The 15,662-nt window shown below is 43.0% G+C and carries 11 protein-coding genes and 1 pseudogene; 7 read left to right on the forward strand and 5 right to left on the reverse strand.

From position 1 onward, the window contains the following. Positions 1-66: 66 nt before the first annotated feature. The gene (locus ACM0OS_RS18795; RefSeq protein WP_414544728.1) at positions 67-2,175 is read left to right on the forward strand and encodes a M3 family metallopeptidase; all 2,109 of its coding nucleotides are present in this window, start codon (positions 67-69) and stop codon (positions 2,173-2,175) included. A 147-nt stretch (positions 2,176-2,322) separates the two neighbouring features. On the opposite strand, the gene ACM0OS_RS18800 is transcribed toward ACM0OS_RS18795, so the two are convergent. Further along, positions 2,323-3,429: a type I restriction endonuclease gene (locus ACM0OS_RS18800; protein ID WP_414544719.1), complete on the reverse strand. Its 1,107-nt coding sequence runs from the start codon at positions 3,427-3,429 to the stop codon at positions 2,323-2,325. Between the two features lie 345 nt (positions 3,430-3,774). Between ACM0OS_RS18800 and bioU the strand changes: the two genes are divergently transcribed. Further along, entirely contained in the window at positions 3,775-4,779 is a 1,005-nt protein-coding gene (bioU, locus tag ACM0OS_RS18805) for a (S)-8-amino-7-oxononanoate synthase BioU (protein WP_414544720.1), read from the forward strand. Positions 4,780-4,783: 4 nt separating this feature from the next. Here the strand turns inward: bioU and ACM0OS_RS18810 are convergent, their stop codons facing one another. The 4 genes from ACM0OS_RS18810 to ACM0OS_RS18825 all read right to left on the reverse strand — a co-directional run bounded on the left by ACM0OS_RS18810 (position 4,784) and on the right by ACM0OS_RS18825 (position 10,127). After that, entirely contained in the window at positions 4,784-5,323 is a 540-nt protein-coding gene (locus ACM0OS_RS18810; RefSeq protein WP_414544721.1) for a hypothetical protein, read from the reverse strand. 270 nt (positions 5,324-5,593) lie between these two features. After that, positions 5,594-6,814, reverse strand: a complete 1,221-nt coding sequence (locus tag ACM0OS_RS18815; protein ID WP_414544722.1) for a type II secretion system F family protein — start codon at positions 6,812-6,814, stop codon at positions 5,594-5,596. 111 nt (positions 6,815-6,925) lie between these two features. Next, positions 6,926-8,041 (reverse strand): type IV pilus twitching motility protein PilT, encoded by a 1,116-nt coding sequence (locus ACM0OS_RS18820; RefSeq protein WP_414544723.1) that lies wholly within the window; start codon positions 8,039-8,041, stop codon positions 6,926-6,928. A gap of 70 nt (positions 8,042-8,111) precedes the next feature. Beyond that, positions 8,112-10,127 (reverse strand): GspE/PulE family protein, encoded by a 2,016-nt coding sequence (locus tag ACM0OS_RS18825; protein WP_414544724.1) that lies wholly within the window; start codon positions 10,125-10,127, stop codon positions 8,112-8,114. A gap of 444 nt (positions 10,128-10,571) precedes the next feature. Here ACM0OS_RS18825 and grpE point away from each other — a divergent pair, with 444 nt between their 5' ends. The 5 genes and pseudogenes from grpE to ACM0OS_RS18850 form a co-directional block, all read left to right on the forward strand. After that, entirely contained in the window at positions 10,572-11,318 is a 747-nt protein-coding gene (gene grpE / locus ACM0OS_RS18830) for a nucleotide exchange factor GrpE (RefSeq protein ID WP_414544729.1), read from the forward strand. A gap of 293 nt (positions 11,319-11,611) precedes the next feature. Beyond that, complete coding sequence (dnaK, locus tag ACM0OS_RS18835; RefSeq protein WP_414544725.1) at positions 11,612-13,573, forward strand: molecular chaperone DnaK; 1,962 nt, start codon at positions 11,612-11,614, stop codon at positions 13,571-13,573. A 572-nt stretch (positions 13,574-14,145) separates the two neighbouring features. Continuing rightward, entirely contained in the window at positions 14,146-15,282 is a 1,137-nt protein-coding gene (dnaJ, locus tag ACM0OS_RS18840; RefSeq protein ID WP_414544730.1) for a molecular chaperone DnaJ, read from the forward strand. After that, positions 15,282-15,539, forward strand: coding sequence for a sulfurtransferase TusA family protein (locus tag ACM0OS_RS18845; protein WP_414544726.1), 258 nt, complete (start codon positions 15,282-15,284; stop codon positions 15,537-15,539). Before dnaJ ends, ACM0OS_RS18845 begins: the two co-directional genes overlap by 1 nt. Next, a pseudogene (locus tag ACM0OS_RS18850) lies at positions 15,536-15,662 on the forward strand (ribosome small subunit-dependent GTPase); the annotation flags it as partial. The gene ACM0OS_RS18845 and the pseudogene ACM0OS_RS18850, both read left to right, overlap by 4 nt.

Genomic DNA, 15,662 nt, shown 5'->3' on the forward strand with positions numbered 1-15,662 from the left:
GGCTGCGATCGCTACATTAGAAGAAGAAGATACATAAATATATTTATAGGCGACTCACACAAAACCATGAGTGCAAATGTCACTATTTCTCAAAATCCTCTCCTCAAAGGTTCTGGCTTGCCTCCCTTCCAAGAAATTTTTCCAGAGCAAGTAGTACCCGCTTTTTCCGAACTATTGGCAGAACTTGAGCAGAAACTAACCATCTTGGAAGCTAATATCCAGCCTACTTGGAGCGGTTTAGTAGAACCACTAGAAAAGCTGACAGAACGGCTGAACTGGAGTTGGGGTATAGTGAGCCATTTAATGGGTGTGAAGAATAGCCCAGAATCGCGTGAAGCTTATGAAGCTGTACAACCACAAGTAGTGCAGTTTATCAACAAGCTTGGTCAAAGCCAACCCATATATAATGCTCTCAAGGAACTTCGTGCCAGTGATAACTGGGCTACCTTAGAATCAGCCCAACAGCGGATTGTGGACGCGGCCATTAGAGATGCCGAACTTTCGGGTGTGGGCTTAAAAGGAGATGCCAGAGAGCGTTTCAACGCCATCCAAATGGAATTGGCAGAACTTTCCACCAAGTTTTCTAACCATGTTTTAGATGCTACTACAGCCTATAGCTTAACCCTGACAAGCAAAGCAGAAGTTGACGGCTTACCCGATAGCTTACTAAGTCTAGCTGCACAAGCTGCCCGTGCTGCGGGAGCAGAAAACGCCACCCCAGAAAATGGCCCTTGGCGCATTACTTTAGACTTTCCTAGCTATGGGCCATTCATGCAACACAGCACCCGCCGTGATTTGCGCGAAACAATCTACAAAGCTTACATAACTCGTGCTTCATCAGGTGAGTTTGATAATCAACCATTAATTGAGCGGATTTTAGAATTGCGGCGAGAACTAGCCCAATTACTAGGCTTTGAAAATTATGCCCAATTGAGCCTAGCTAGTAAAATGGCCCCCAATGTTGCAGCAGTAGAAGCATTATTAGAAGAACTCCGTAGTGCTAGTTATGATGCGGCTGTGAAAGACTTAGAAGCACTCAAAGCCTTTGCTGCTCATAAGCAAGCACCAGAAGCCCAAGATTTACAACACTGGGATACCAGCTTTTGGGCAGAACGCCAACGGGAAGAAAAATTTGCTTTTACCGCCGAAGAATTACGTCCTTACTTTCCCCTACCGCAAGTTTTAGATGGTTTATTTGGACTGGTGAAGCGGCTATTTGGTGTTATTGTCACTCCTGCTGACGGTGAAGCCCCAGTTTGGTATGAAGATGTGCGCTATTTCCAAATTGCCGATGAAACGGGTAGTCCCCTAGCCTACTTCTACTTAGACCCCTACAGCCGTCCAGCTGAAAAGCGCGGTGGTGCTTGGATGGATGTGTGTATTAATCGCAGCAAAATCACTGACAATGGTGTGACTGCTATCCGTTTACCTGTGGCGTATTTGGTATGTAACCAAACTCCCCCGGTAGATGGTAAGCCGAGTTTGATGACATTCTATGAAGTAGAAACTTTATTTCATGAGTTTGGTCACGGCTTGCATCATATGTTGACCAAGGTAGACTACACCGGGGCAGCAGGCATCAACAATGTAGAATGGGACGCTGTAGAACTACCCAGTCAGTTTATGGAAAACTGGTGCTACGAACGACCCACTTTGTTTGGCATGGCGAAGCATTATGAAACTGGTGAACCCCTACCGGAGCATTATTATCAAAAACTCCTAGCGGCACGCAACTATATGAGCGGTAGTGTCACCTTGCGACAAATTCACTTTAGTAGTGTTGACTTGGAACTACACTATCGTTATCGCCCTGGTCAGGGTGAAACTGTCACAGATGTGCGTCATCGCATTGCTAAAACTACTACAGTCTTACAACCCTTACCAGAAGACGCATTTTTATGTGCTTTTGGACACATTTTTGGTGGGGGTTATGCCGCAGGTTATTACAGCTATAAGTGGGCTGAGGTACTGAGTGCTGATGCGTTTGCCGCTTTTGAAGAAGCTGGTTTAGAAAATGAAGAGGCGATAAAAGCTACAGGTAGACGCTATCGGGATACAGTTTTAGCACTTGGTGGTAGCAAACATCCTATGGAGGTGTTTCAATCTTTCCGAGGTCGTCAACCTAGTACGGTTTCGTTACTCAAGCATACCGGTTTATTGCCAACTGCGGCTTAACGATTTTCACAAAGTAGCATTGTGGTTCTTACTACAATTTTGGGAGGCTTTACCTCCCAAACTTTCTGTGCGGGTTAAAAACATCAGCTTTTAGTAATACAAAAGGAGATCACTTTCTAGTATGCTACGCCGCAGGTGATCCCTTACTCACGCAGCTAGAGCCTGTTCATAAGCAGCTACAATTGCTTTGAATTGATCAGCATATTGATAAATTTCATTCAAGTTATCAATAGAAACTTTATCCAAAACTCTAGTACCATTTGCATCCTTTGAGAAAATTTCCAACTTTTTACTATTAGGGTTATTAAAATACAAACGAGCAATGGGTCTTCTGATATTATCATCTAGCAGAATATTGCAGTAGTTTGTTGTGTCTTTGTATGTAATCCGTGATGGATTTACTACTTGACATAAAACCGACTTAAGAATGTAATATCCCTCACGCTCTTCATCTGTAAACTGAGACTGTTTAATTGCTGATTCTACTTCTAAGACTACTTCTTCTGGTTCTGTTATTACTTGTTTCGTCTTTGAACGTCCTGCGGCTTCGTCTAAAAGGTTTTCAATCTCTTCTCGAATAAATTCCTGAATAGCCCTTCGTGTATATCCAGTAAACTCATCTTTCAATTGCCCTAAAAACCTATTATCAGGACATAACTCTTTGAAAAAATATTTAACAAATTCATCTTGTGGTTCTTCAACTTGCTTTTTAATTAGGGCTTTAATACCACCAACATACTTTAACTCTGACGCGGCTGTAATAGCTTCATCAATATTAAAAAATGATTTGGTTAATTTAGATAATTCACGAATTGCAGATTCATTTAAATTGAGTAAATCTAATTCTAAAAATGGAGTTTTATCCATCTTATTAGATTTTTCTAAATCAGCATAGAACTTATATACTACCCCATCTGTTAAGACACCAATACGAGCTTCAGTCGCCATGAAGTATGCAAACAACTGACTCCACTCACGATCATTCTTAAAATCTGTCCCGTAGCGTTTACACTCCATTAGAATGGCGGGTTGAGAGTTTTGGAATATTGCATAATCTAGTTTGAAATTTGTACTTGCTCCCACATTGGCATCATACTCAGGCATTACTTCATGTGGGTTAAAAGCATCATACCCCAAGATTTGCTGAATAAACGGCATGATAAGAAAGTGCTTTGTTGCTTCTTCAGTTTTGATACTCCCTAATTTTGTAGGAATTGTAGAAGCAAAGGCTTTAACTTGATCAATGAATTCCATGATGCAATGCTCCAAGATTATGGAAATGTGGGCTGTAAAGTTATAATTCACAAAAAATATAAATAAATAACAGTATTTTCAATTACAACCATGATTCACACCTATGTGCTTAATCTTGATGTTCATGGTATTCTCACTCCTGTAGATTTATGTTGCCAGTGCGCGTAAAAATTTGCTGAAGCCCAAATAAATCAGCAACAATTTCTGGTAAAAATACGAATCTGGTTGGAGAAGAAACCAGGATAATAACGCATAATTAACATTTAAAGCTTTAAGCGATCGCCATCAGCTACAAGCTGAGATGGTAAATTCTGAAGGCTTGTGATTCAACGTAAGTAATTGACTATGAATACAGCAAATATTGGGCCAGCGATACGTGTAGGAGTTTTAGGTTTCGGCGGACTAGGACAAGCAGCCGCTAAAGTCCTAGCTGGTAAACGGGAAATGATTTTAGTCGCAGCCGCAGACCAAAAAGGCTACGCATACTCTACCGAAGGCTTAAATCCCGAACAATGCATTAAAACCTACCAATCTCAAGGTTCCGTTGGTTATTTAGAACCAGTTGGCACATTAAGCAATAACAGCATTCAAGATTTAATTGCTACCAGTCAACCTGTAGATGGGTATTTCCTTGCTTTACCCAACCTGCCAAATGATTTTATTCCCTCGGTAGCCCAAGCGTTTATTCAATCCGGTTGGCGGGGTGTTTTGGTAGATGCTATTAAGCGTACTAGTGCCGTAGAACAACTCCTGGCGATGAAAGCAGAACTGCAAGCAGCCGGCATTACCTACATGACAGGATGTGGTGCAACACCTGGACTATTAACCGCCGCCGCCGCTTTAGCCGCCCAAAGCTACGCCGAAATTCACAAAGTAGAAATTACCTTTGGTGTAGGGATTGCCAACTGGGAAGCTTACCGCGCCACCGTTCGGGAAGACATTGGACATATGCCTGGTTACACAGTAGAAGCAGCTAGGGCGATGACTGACGCAGAAGTAGAAGCGCTACTAGATAAAACCAATGGCGTGCTGACCTTAGAAAATATGGAACACGCCGATGACGTAATGTTAGAATTTGCCGGTATTTGTTCACGCGATCGCGTTACAGTTGGCGGAGTAGTGGATACTCGTAATCCCAAAAAACCCCTCAGTACTAACGTTAAAGTTACAGGACGCACCTTTGAAGGTAAAATCTCCACCCACACCTTTACTTTAGGAGATGAAACCAGCATGGCAGCCAATGTCTGCGGCCCCGCCTTCGGCTATCTCAAAGCTGGTCAACAACTACACCAGCGTGGTGTTTACGGTATCTTTACGGCTGCGGAAATTATGCCCCAGTTTGTGAAGTAAGAGGCTAGGGGCTAGAGGTTAGCCCCTCCTCACTCTCCTCAACCAACCATTGCGTCTGCATAATAAATGGTAGTTCCGCGCCCACAAGACCCCGTTGGATACGTTCAGATGTTTCACCAAAAAGTACAAATAGCGGATATATACTATTAGCCCCTTCACTTAAAATATGACTGTGGCGGTGAGGCATCAACCACTCATAATCCTTATCCAGCAAAACTTGAGTTTTTCGCCAACGTCCTAATAAATCAGAAAAATCTTCGTGGGGACGATGAATAAAAAGTAAAATTTCCACTCCAGTTTTGATTTTCCACTCAGGATCGCACATTAAAATTGCCACATCACAGGGTAGACAAGTTGCCTGTAAATCTGTAGCGCTGCGGAGACGGACAATAGGCAGGGGAATGGTAATTACACTCTCATCTGGACGACGCAGACTAGGAATCATTTCTAAATATGGTCGATGCTCCTTGAGTAAGGCGATCGCAGCTAAATTATTACTATACTCTGCCAAGCTCACTTCATAATCAGATTTTTGCACATGCATAGCTCATTAAATAAATAATTAAAAGTTTGTAGTGAGTTAGCGCGGTCTTGGGGGTCTCCCCCATGAGCGACTAACGAACTCGAAGAGTGAGGACTTCAGTCCTCCGTTTTATTTGAGTATTTGAGAGATATTGCTGTTTACGCTGCTTGATTGAATTTAAAATGGATAAAGTCGAGATCAGACCCTAAAAATAAAATTTCCCACTCATAAATTAAGAGTTAGGAATAAAAACTTTTAACTCCTAACTCTAAACTCATAAATTCTCATTACCTATCCCAAAGTTTCAAACACTTTAAACATAGGCAAATACATTGCTAACAAAATCGTACCCACCATACCCCCTAAAACCACAATCATCAGTGGTTCCAAAACACTAGTTAGTGCCTTAACAGCCTGTTCAACTTCATCTTCATAGAAATCAGCAATTTTCATTAACATCGCATCTAATTCACCAGTTTCTTCGCCAATACTAATCATCTGAATTGCCATAGCCGGAAACACTTCATCTTTTTGCAAAGCCAAGCTAATCACTCCACCTTGTTGAATGTCTAAACGTGCGCCATCTATGGCGTTAGCAACCACTTGGTTTCCTGATGTATCCCGCACAATTTCTAAACAAGTAAGAATCGGTACACCTGAACGAGTCAGAGCGCCAAATGTACGACTAAAGCGCGCAACCGATGATTTTTGGATCAAATCACCAAACAAAGGCATTTTTAAAGAAAGACGGTCAATAGTTATCCGACCCACTGGTGTTTTGTAATATTGCTTATAAGCAGTTACAAATGCTACGAAACTACCAATAACCACGAAGGCCCACCAACTTCTCAATATTTCACTACACGTCATTAAAAATTGGGTAAGGGCTGGTAATTCTGTTCCCAAATCTTTAAAAATGTTGGCAAAAATGGGAATGAGAAAAACAGTCATACCCACAAAGATAGCCGTTGCTAAAAATCCCACAACTACAGGATAAGACAAAGCTGATTTGATTTGGTTCTGTAATCTGGCTACATCTTCTAACAACTTAGCCAAACGATTTAGTACTTCATCTAAAACACCACCAACTTCACCAGCCTGAATCATACTCACATACAAACCATCAAAACAGTCAGGATGTTTACGCATGGAATCTGATAGATTCATCCCACTTTGCACATCATTACTAATGTCAACCAGTGCTTGTTTTAATTTAGGATTGCTACATTGTTCGGATAGTACCCCTAAACTTCTGACAATTGCTACACCTGCATTCACCAAAGCAGCAAATTGGCGAGAAAAGACAGCTTTATCCTTAACGGATACTTTAGTCATTGACGTTTGAAACTTTTTCAAATCAAAGCTGGCAAGACTTTGAGACTGCTTCAAATCTTGAACCACAAAACCCTGCTGTCTAAGATTGGTACGGGCTTGTGACAAGGATTCAGCGACAACTTTTTCCCTTCGGGATTTTCCTTGGGAGTCCCGAATACGGGCGACAAATGTTGGCATAAATTATGTAATTCAAAATTAGCTAATGGAAAAATTCATCCAAATTGGCAGTGGGAATTTTGGATTTCAGGCTAGGATGAAAAAATCTAAAATCTAAAATTCACTATAAGTTTAATGCGCTCTAGCAACTCCTTTTGCACCTGTGGGGGGTGCAGCAGTGCCGATAAGACGTTGAATTTCGTCTGGCTTAGAAGTTTTAGACATTGCTGCTTCAAAAGAAATAGTTCCAGCTTTGTACAAATCAGCTAAAACCTTCTCCAAAGTTTGCATACCCAATTTGCCACCAGTCTGGATAGCCGAATAAATTTGTGATGTTTTACCTTCTCGAATCAAGTTAGAAATAGCCGGAGTAACAACGAGAATTTCTTGAGCCATTATCCGACCAAATTCACCAGGTTTAGGATTTTTCTTGCTTACCAAAGTTTGGCTAAATACAGCTACTAAAGAGTTAGATAACTGCACCCGTACCTGAGTTTGTTTTTCATGGGGAAACACGTCAATAATCCGGTCTACTGTTTGTGCAGCCGAACTAGTGTGCAATGTACCAAACACTAAGTGTCCAGTTTCTGCTGCGGAAATAGCCAAAGAAATAGTTTCTAAATCACGCATTTCACCCACCAGAATAATATCTGGATCTTCCCGTAAAGCTGCTTTCAAAGCATTAGCAAAACTCTTGGTATCTTCGCCCAATTGCCGTTGGTGGACTAAACTTTTTACTGGTTCGTAAACAAATTCAATTGGGTCTTCTACTGTGAGAATATGTTCTGCTTTGGTGCGGTTAATTAAGTCAATCATTGCCGCTAAGGTAGTTGTTTTACCTGAACCTGTGGGGCCTGTCACCAGAATTAATCCTCTGGGTTTGTCTGACATTTCCCGCACTACATCTGGCAAACCTAATTTTTCAAAGTTAGGAATTTTGGAACTTAAAGCCCGCAAACAAGCAGCATAAGCACCACGTTCTTTATAAACATTCACCCGGAAACGAGCTAAACCTTTCACACCATAAGAACAATCTAACTCCCAGGTTTGCTCTAGGGTTTTACGCTGGGTATTGTTGAGCATACTAAAAATCAGTCTTTGGCATTGGTCTGCACTCAATACTTCGTCACCAATAGGTGTGAGTTTGCCACTGATACGAAAATAAGGGGGTAAACCTGCGGATAAATGTAAATCCGAGCCACCCATTTCAATCATTTGTTCCATCAAGTCTTCAATCATCATTTCCATAGTTCTCACTCCTTGTTTTATGTGTTGAATCCAAATTCCCTAGTCAAAAGCCATAACTCATGACTATTTCTTAGTCTTGAAAACGAGGTGTCATACAGTAAGGACAATCAAGCCATTCCGGTTGTAATTCGGCCCTACAATTCCGACAAGTAAGACCACTCTTACGTTTGGCCTTTAACTCCGCTTCCAAACCAGTATCAGTAAAGGTCACCCGTTCTACTTCTTCGAGAGTTGTGGCACCTTGACGCACTAAATCCAAACTGTAAGCCAGTAAGGTTTTCATGCCTTCTTCCACGGCGACTTCTTTAATGCGTTCTGTGGGTGCTTCTTGGTTGATTAAAGTTTGCAAATTTTCCGTAACTCGCATAACTTCATAAACACCACAACGTCCCTTGTAGCCAGAACCATTACACTTTGGACAAATCGTCTGATTGTGGGCTTTTGCTTCGGTAATATCTTCTAATGTCAAGGTATTAGCTTTGTAAAAAGTTACGTCTACATCTTGGGAAGCTGATAGACCATAACGAGCTAATTCCTCAGGTGTGGGAGTATAAGGGATACGACATTCAGAACAGACACGCCTGACCAAACGTTGTGCCAACACGCCAATTAAGGAACTAGACACCATAAAAGGCTCAATCCCCATTTCTCCCAAACGAGCGATCGCACCAGGGGCATCGTTGGTGTGTAAAGTAGTTAATACTAAGTGACCTGTTAAGGCAGCTTCAATTGCTGTTTTCGCGGTTTCCTTATCTCGCGTTTCACCCACTAGCAATACATCCGGGTCTTGTCGCAAAAATGCCCGCAAAGCCGTAGCAAAATCTAACCCTTTTTCTCGAATTACCTGTACTTGAGTAATCCCCGGCAAACTATACTCAATGGGGTCTTCGACGGTACTAATATTAATTCCCGGTGAGTTCTTCTCTGCCAGTGCCGAATACAGTGATGTGGTTTTACCAGAACCAGTGGGCCCGGTAACTAAAATCAACCCAAAAGGCTTGCTGACCATATCCTGCACAATCTGCAACGTTTCGGGATTAGTAATTAACTTATCCAATCCCAATTGTGTGGAAGAGTTATCTAAAATCCGCAGTACTATTTTTTCTCCATAGCGACTAGGCAAGGTATTGACGCGGAAATCCACCTTACGACCCTCGAACATCCGCCGGATGCGTCCATCTTGGGGTAAGCGTCGTTCGGCAATGTCTAGATTGGAGATGATTTTAAATCGAGCAGTGACCGCGGCCACAATTTTTTTCGGTAGGGGGTCAAAAGCTTCACTCAATACCCCATCCTTGCGAAACCGAATGCGTAAATTTTCTTCCTGAGGTTCGATGTGAATATCAGAAACCCCTTCATGTAAGGCTTTAGCCAAGATTCGGTTCACAAGATTGATGACTGGGGCATCTTCTGCACCCTTCATTGCTGCCCCTAAATCAGCCTCCATCTCTTCTGGGGCATCTTCTAGATCAAGATTACTGAGATTTTCTAAATCTTGATTAATATCCGTAAATTTTTCTTTTTCTATGTGCTTTTGGCGCACAGCTAATTCATCCAAATATTGGTTAATTAGCTGTTGGTAATCTTCTTGGGTAATTACCATGCGTTGTAAAGCCAAACCCTGGGGGCGCAGGATGCGATTGAGGTCGTCGGAAGCTTCGAGGTTATCTGGATCGACCATTGCCACCAAGACACAGGGCGGGTTTTGATCATCATTTTTGGATAATGGCACCAAGCGATGACGACGACAGATATCCGCTGGTATGAGGGTTTCAATGAGATTTCCTACACTGGTATTGCCAATGTTGTTGACTTCCGGATCTAGGAACTCAACACCGTATAGTATTTTAAGTTCAAATAACTGCTGTTTTTTATACTGTCTGAGGAACTCTGGTGATAGTTGTTGACCGGTGAGGGACTCCAGCACTTCTGTCAGGGGTCTGCCAGATTTGCGACTTTCAATCAACGCCTGACGCATCTGTTCGGTATTGACATAGCCAGACTGGACTAGCTTGTTGCCAAAAGGAGAAAACTCGGTTCTTGTAGTTAAAGCGGTACTGCGCCGTTGTGGAGACGAGTAAGTCATAGGTGAGCAATGAGTAGGGAAAACCTCTGATTACAGTATTCCCAGGCTGGGGTAAATAATTTTCATCGACACTGAGTAAATTTAGGTCAAAATTTTTGCAGCTTCATGAGATTTGGAGGGCAGCAAATTCTCAATGCCTTCATTTACTAGGGATTATAAGATTGAGAAATTGGGGATATTTCCGGTGTAATTCGTTAAAAAACAGACTTATGACTAATGATGAGAGGTAGATAATCGGACGCGACTCTCTTCTTTAAGGCTGATTCCTGGTGTTAACCTACTCGTTCGGGATACCGACCCAGGGGTGTCTACGCTAAGGTGTTCACCATTTGTCACAATAATGAAAACGGTGACATCACTTCCAGAAAAATGTCAGCAAAAAATTAGCCTCAGTTATAGGCTGTGGTGACATATTGCCATAAAAACAATCTGGGATGAGTAGACATCATGGACGAAAATAAACAGGTAAACAATATCAGCCAACAATTGGGTGAACCAACAGAGGTAAAGCAAGCAATGAACAGCGACTCCCCAGCCAACATAAATTCCCATGAATCTGGCAGCGAGGCTACTGAGCAAGTGACAACCCCAACCAATGTATCGGGAGATACGACACTTCCATCAGAAAATGGCGTCGCTGCAACAGATAAAACAGAAATAGAAACGGCAGCTTTGACGGAATTGACTCAACAAATCGATTCTTTAAAAGCGCAAGTAGAAGAGCGTAACACTCAATATATGAGGATTGCGGCAGATTTTGAAAATTACCGTAAACGCACCATCAAGGAAAAAGAAGAGCTAGATGTGCAGGCAAAACGCAATACGATTTTGGAATTGCTACCCATCGTCGATAACTTCGAGCGGGCGCGAGCGCATCTCAAGCCACAAACCGATGGCGAGATGACAATTCACAAAAGTTATCAAGGCGTTTATAAACAACTTGTGGATTGCCTCAAACGCATAGGCGTATCACCAATGCGTCCAGAAGGTCAAGACTTTGATCCTAACCTTCATGAAGCAGTTATGCGGGAACCTACGGATGAACATCCGGAAGGAACAGTGTTAGAAGAGTTAGTGCGCGGATATTATTTGGGCGATCGCGTGCTGCGCCATTCAATGGTCAAGGTGGCTGCTCCTAAGGAAGACGCACCACCTGCACAGGAAGATCAGTCGAGTTCAGCTGACAGTTAACCTGTCGTTGCTCGCCTAATTAACCATAAGTGCCTAGGTTCTATTAAGAACAAGCATCGCATATCTCAAAAAGGATAGGGCTGTTGATAGTTAGCCGGACTTTTGCAGCCCTCCTTTTGATAGCAGCTTGCATCTAGGGTGCAACTTTTTCACAAAAAGCCAACCTTAAACAACAGTCCGTGTTTCAACTGCTCCCAAGAGGAGTTCCACAGACGTTATCGTAAGCTTTAGCCCATACAAAATATAGTCCGCGAAAAATCACGGCAGCAGCACTCAGTAAAAATACTGTACGTATGGGAAAAGTTATTGGGATCGACTTAGGCACTACAAACAGTTGCGTCGCAGTTTTGGAAGGTGGTCAACCGATTGTGATCTCCAACTCCGAAGGCGGACGTACCACGCCTAGTATTGTAGGATTTGGGAAAGGTGGCGATCGCTTGGTCGGTCAACTGGCAAAGCGCCAAGCCGTAACTAATGCTGAAAACACAATTTACAGTATCAAGCGATTCATCGGTCGTCGCTGGGAAGATACTGAAACAGAACGCAGTCGCGTGCCTTATACCTGTATCAAAGGCCGAGACGATACAGTTGATGTCCAAATTCGGGAACGCAATTATACTCCTCAAGAAATTTCCGCAATGGTTCTGCAAAAACTCAAGCAGGATGCGGAAAATTTTTTAGGTGAAGCTGTAACTCAGGCAGTAATTACCGTACCAGCCTATTTTACAGATGCTCAACGACAAGCAACCAAAGATGCGGGTACCATTGCCGGACTAGAAGTTTTGCGAATCATTAATGAACCAACTGCGGCTGCTTTAGCCTTTGGTTTGGAAAAGCAAGACCAAGAACAGTTGATTTTAGTATTCGACTTGGGAGGCGGCACCTTTGATGTGTCTATCCTGCAATTGGGAGACGGAGTTTTTGAAGTTAAAGCAACTTGTGGTAACAACCACTTAGGCGGAGACGACTTTGATAACTCTATTGTCAACTGGATGATCAAACACTTCCAGCAAGAAGAAGAAATCGACCTCTCCCTCGATAAAATGGCACTGCAACGCCTCAGAGAAGCAGCAGAAAAGGCAAAAATTGAACTCTCCAGCATGGCGAGTACCTCCATCAATTTGCCATTTATCACTGCCGATGAGAGTGGGCCCAAGCATCTAGAAATGGAACTCAGCCGCGCTCAATTTGAAGAACTGGCAGGGCGGTTAATTGAAGCCACCATCGAACCGATGATTCAAGCTCTCAAAGATGCAGATCTCCAAGCACAAGACATAGACAGGATTATTTTAGTAGGTGGTTCCACCCGCATTCCCGCAGTTCAAAATGCCCTCGTCAAGTTTTTTCATGGTAAAGCACCCGATCGCTCTATTAACCCAGATGAAGCAGTAGCACTGGGAGCAGCAATTCAAGCAGGGGTACTGGGTGGTGAAGTTGATAATCTGTTGTTACTAGACGTTACACCCTTGTCTTTAGGAATTGAAACATTAGGCGAGGTATTTACCAAAATTATCGAACGTAACACCACAATTCCCACCAGTAAATCTCAAGTGTTTTCTACTGCCGTTGATGGACAAACATCAGTAGAAATTCATGTCCTCCAAGGTGAACGGGCAATGGCAAGGGATAACAAGAGTTTGGGTAAATTTCTGCTGACAGGAATCCCCCCTGCATCCCGTGGAGTCCCACAAATAGAGGTATCTTTTGAAATTGATGTCAACGGTATCCTCAAAGTTGCCGCTCAAGATAAAGGCACTGGACGAGAGCAAAGTATTCGGATTACCAATACGGGTGGTTTGAGTACCAACGAAGTAGAAAAGATGCGGCAAGAAGCCGAAGTATTTGCCGAAGAAGATAAAAAACGTAAAGAACTAGTTGCGCTCAAAAACCAAGCAGATAATCTCTTATTCAGTTACGAATCCACCTTAAAGGATAACGGCGTCTTTATTGGCGAGCAGATGAAAGCTTCAGCCACCGAAAAAGTCGCGCAACTCCAAGCCGTAATGACAAATCCCAGCATCTCGCTCATAGAATTTCAACAGTGCTTAGATGACTTCCAAGAAACTTTATTTGCCATTGGTGCTGATGTCTATAATCGAGCTAACGACCAAGATAGTGAAAAAGTTGAAGAAGCTCCAGATAGTCTGTTGACATCTGAATCAGAGCAACCCATGAATGGCACCATAATACCTCAATTCAACTTCGATTTTGATGAAGAAAGTACCGCACAGGCTGATTATGAAGCAATAGATTAATTTGAGAAGTTAGAGGCTAGAGGTTGGAGGTAAATCAAAACTTCACTAGTCCCTAGTCCCTAATTTTGCTAGATTATAAAAGCAAATTGATTGCCGTGGGCTAGACAGTGTACCAGTACAGATACGCTTAAATTTTATCTGGAGGGTTTTCCGCACCATGAGGTACGGCTAGCTCCAATGGTTGATCAGCGTGTTTTGACCCTGCTAAGTAGCACAATTGTAAAAGAGACAGGCTCTGCTCCTAACTTTGGCAGCTTTTGTTGTATTTGATGAGGAAAGTAACTGTTGCTTCCAACTTGCTGGTGATTTTTGTCAAATGTAAAAGGTAAAATCAATATATATAATAAAAATTTATTTTTGCCTTCTACCTAGCTTCCGGCAAGCCGCTCAACTCAGGATACTACGTTACAAAAACAAGTAACTTGAAAAAGTTTTGACCCTTGGGTTAACAGACTGATTGCCTTAATTTTACAGGTAGTCGCTTTTCCAGGATACGGCTTACCGTAGGGTAGTAAATGACTGTGGCGTTTAATGCCTTCTGCTTTCTTCCTCCTAACTTTTACCTTTGTTATATGGCCCGCGACTATTACGAAATTCTGGGTGTCTCTCGTGACGCCGACAAAGAAGACATCAAACAAGCCTACCGCCGTTTAGCCCGGAAGTATCACCCAGACGTGAACAAAGAACCGGGAGCGGAAGATCGGTTTAAGGAAATTAACCGCGCTTATGAAGTGCTTTCTGAGCCAGATGTGCGAGAGCGTTATAACCGTTTTGGTGAAGCTGGTGTTTCAGGCGCTGCTGCTGCTGGCGCAGGCTTCCAAGATATGGGGGATATGGGCGGTTTTGCCGATATCTTTGAAAGTATCTTCAGTGGCTTTGCTGGTAGCGGCGTGGGTGGCCCAACACAAAGACGGCGCAGCGGGCCAGTACGAGGTGACGACTTAAGGTTAGACCTAAAATTGGACTTTCGTGAAGCGGTATTTGGTGGCGAAAAGGAAATTCGCATTTCGCATTTAGAAGTGTGTGACGTTTGTGGTGGTTCCGGTGCTAAAGCGGGAACTCGTCCGCGTACTTGTTCAACTTGTAGTGGTTCGGGTCAAGTACGCCGCGTGACGAGAACGCCTTTTGGCAGCTTTACTCAAGTTTCGACTTGTCCCACCTGCAACGGTACGGGCATGGTAATTGAAGACAAGTGTGATGCTTGTGACGGTAAAGGCACAAATCAAGTACCCAAGAAACTAAAAATTACCATTCCGGCTGGAGTGGACAATGGTACACGCTTGCGAATCTCCCAAGAAGGGGATGCAGGACAACGTGGTGGCCCTCCTGGAGATTTGTACGTTTACTTATTTGTCAATGAAGATGAAGAATTCCAGCGGGATGGAATTAATGTTCTCTCAGAAATTAAAGTCAGTTACCTGCAAGCAATTTTAGGATGTCGTTTGGAGGTAGAGACAGTAGACGGGCCCGTGGAATTGATTATTCCCGCCGGTACCCAGCCAAATACAGTGATGAAGCTGGAAAATAGAGGCGTACCACGATTAGGTAATCCTGTCAGTCGCGGAGATCATATGCTGACGGTATTAATTGATATTCCTAACAAGGTGACCCCAGAGGAAAGAGAATTGCTAGAGAAGCTCGCTAAAATCAAGGGAGACCGTACCGGTAAAGGTGGTCTAGAAGGATTCTTGGGAAATCTATTTAAGTAATGATTTTATCCTCCCTTTCATCTCCCGATGCTCAACTTGATCTACGTGGCACACCTTGTCCAATTAACTTCGTGCGAACAAAATTATATCTGGAAAAAATGTCGCCGGGAGGTTTGCTGGAAGTATGGCTAGACTCTGGAGAACCAATTGAGCAAGTTCCTGATAGCTTGACAATGGCAGGTTATCATGTTGAGCAAATTACAGATTGCATGGGCTATTTTGCTTTGCTAGTCCGCCGTCCTGTTACTGCCCAATGACAGTAGATACTATCTCTACTACCGGACAGTTAATTGGTACGGTGCTAGCCGTGCAAGCCAATTTTTATCGCGTACAGCTGGATGTAGAAGAGGCAGGGGGGCAGGGGGACAGGGGGACAAGGG

The sequence above is a fragment of the Nostoc sp. CCY0012 genome, from assembly GCF_963920855.1.
Classification (GTDB): Bacteria; Cyanobacteriota; Cyanobacteriia; order Cyanobacteriales; family Nostocaceae; genus Cyanocohniella.

Coding starts and splice junctions, on each gene's coding strand:
- ACM0OS_RS18795 (WP_414544728.1), top strand. CDS start 67: ATGAGTGCAAATGTCACTATTTCTCAAAATCCTCTCCTCAAAGGTTCT.
- ACM0OS_RS18800 (WP_414544719.1), bottom strand. CDS start 3,429: ATGGAATTCATTGATCAAGTTAAAGCCTTTGCTTCTACAATTCCTACA.
- bioU (WP_414544720.1), top strand. CDS start 3,775: ATGAATACAGCAAATATTGGGCCAGCGATACGTGTAGGAGTTTTAGGT.
- ACM0OS_RS18810 (WP_414544721.1), bottom strand. CDS start 5,323: ATGCATGTGCAAAAATCTGATTATGAAGTGAGCTTGGCAGAGTATAGT.
- ACM0OS_RS18815 (WP_414544722.1), bottom strand. CDS start 6,814: ATGCCAACATTTGTCGCCCGTATTCGGGACTCCCAAGGAAAATCCCGA.
- ACM0OS_RS18820 (WP_414544723.1), bottom strand. CDS start 8,041: ATGGAAATGATGATTGAAGACTTGATGGAACAAATGATTGAAATGGGT.
- ACM0OS_RS18825 (WP_414544724.1), bottom strand. CDS start 10,127: ATGACTTACTCGTCTCCACAACGGCGCAGTACCGCTTTAACTACAAGA.
- dnaK (WP_414544725.1), top strand. CDS start 11,612: ATGGGAAAAGTTATTGGGATCGACTTAGGCACTACAAACAGTTGCGTC.
- dnaJ (WP_414544730.1), top strand. CDS start 14,146: ATGGCCCGCGACTATTACGAAATTCTGGGTGTCTCTCGTGACGCCGAC.
- ACM0OS_RS18845 (WP_414544726.1), top strand. CDS start 15,282: ATGATTTTATCCTCCCTTTCATCTCCCGATGCTCAACTTGATCTACGT.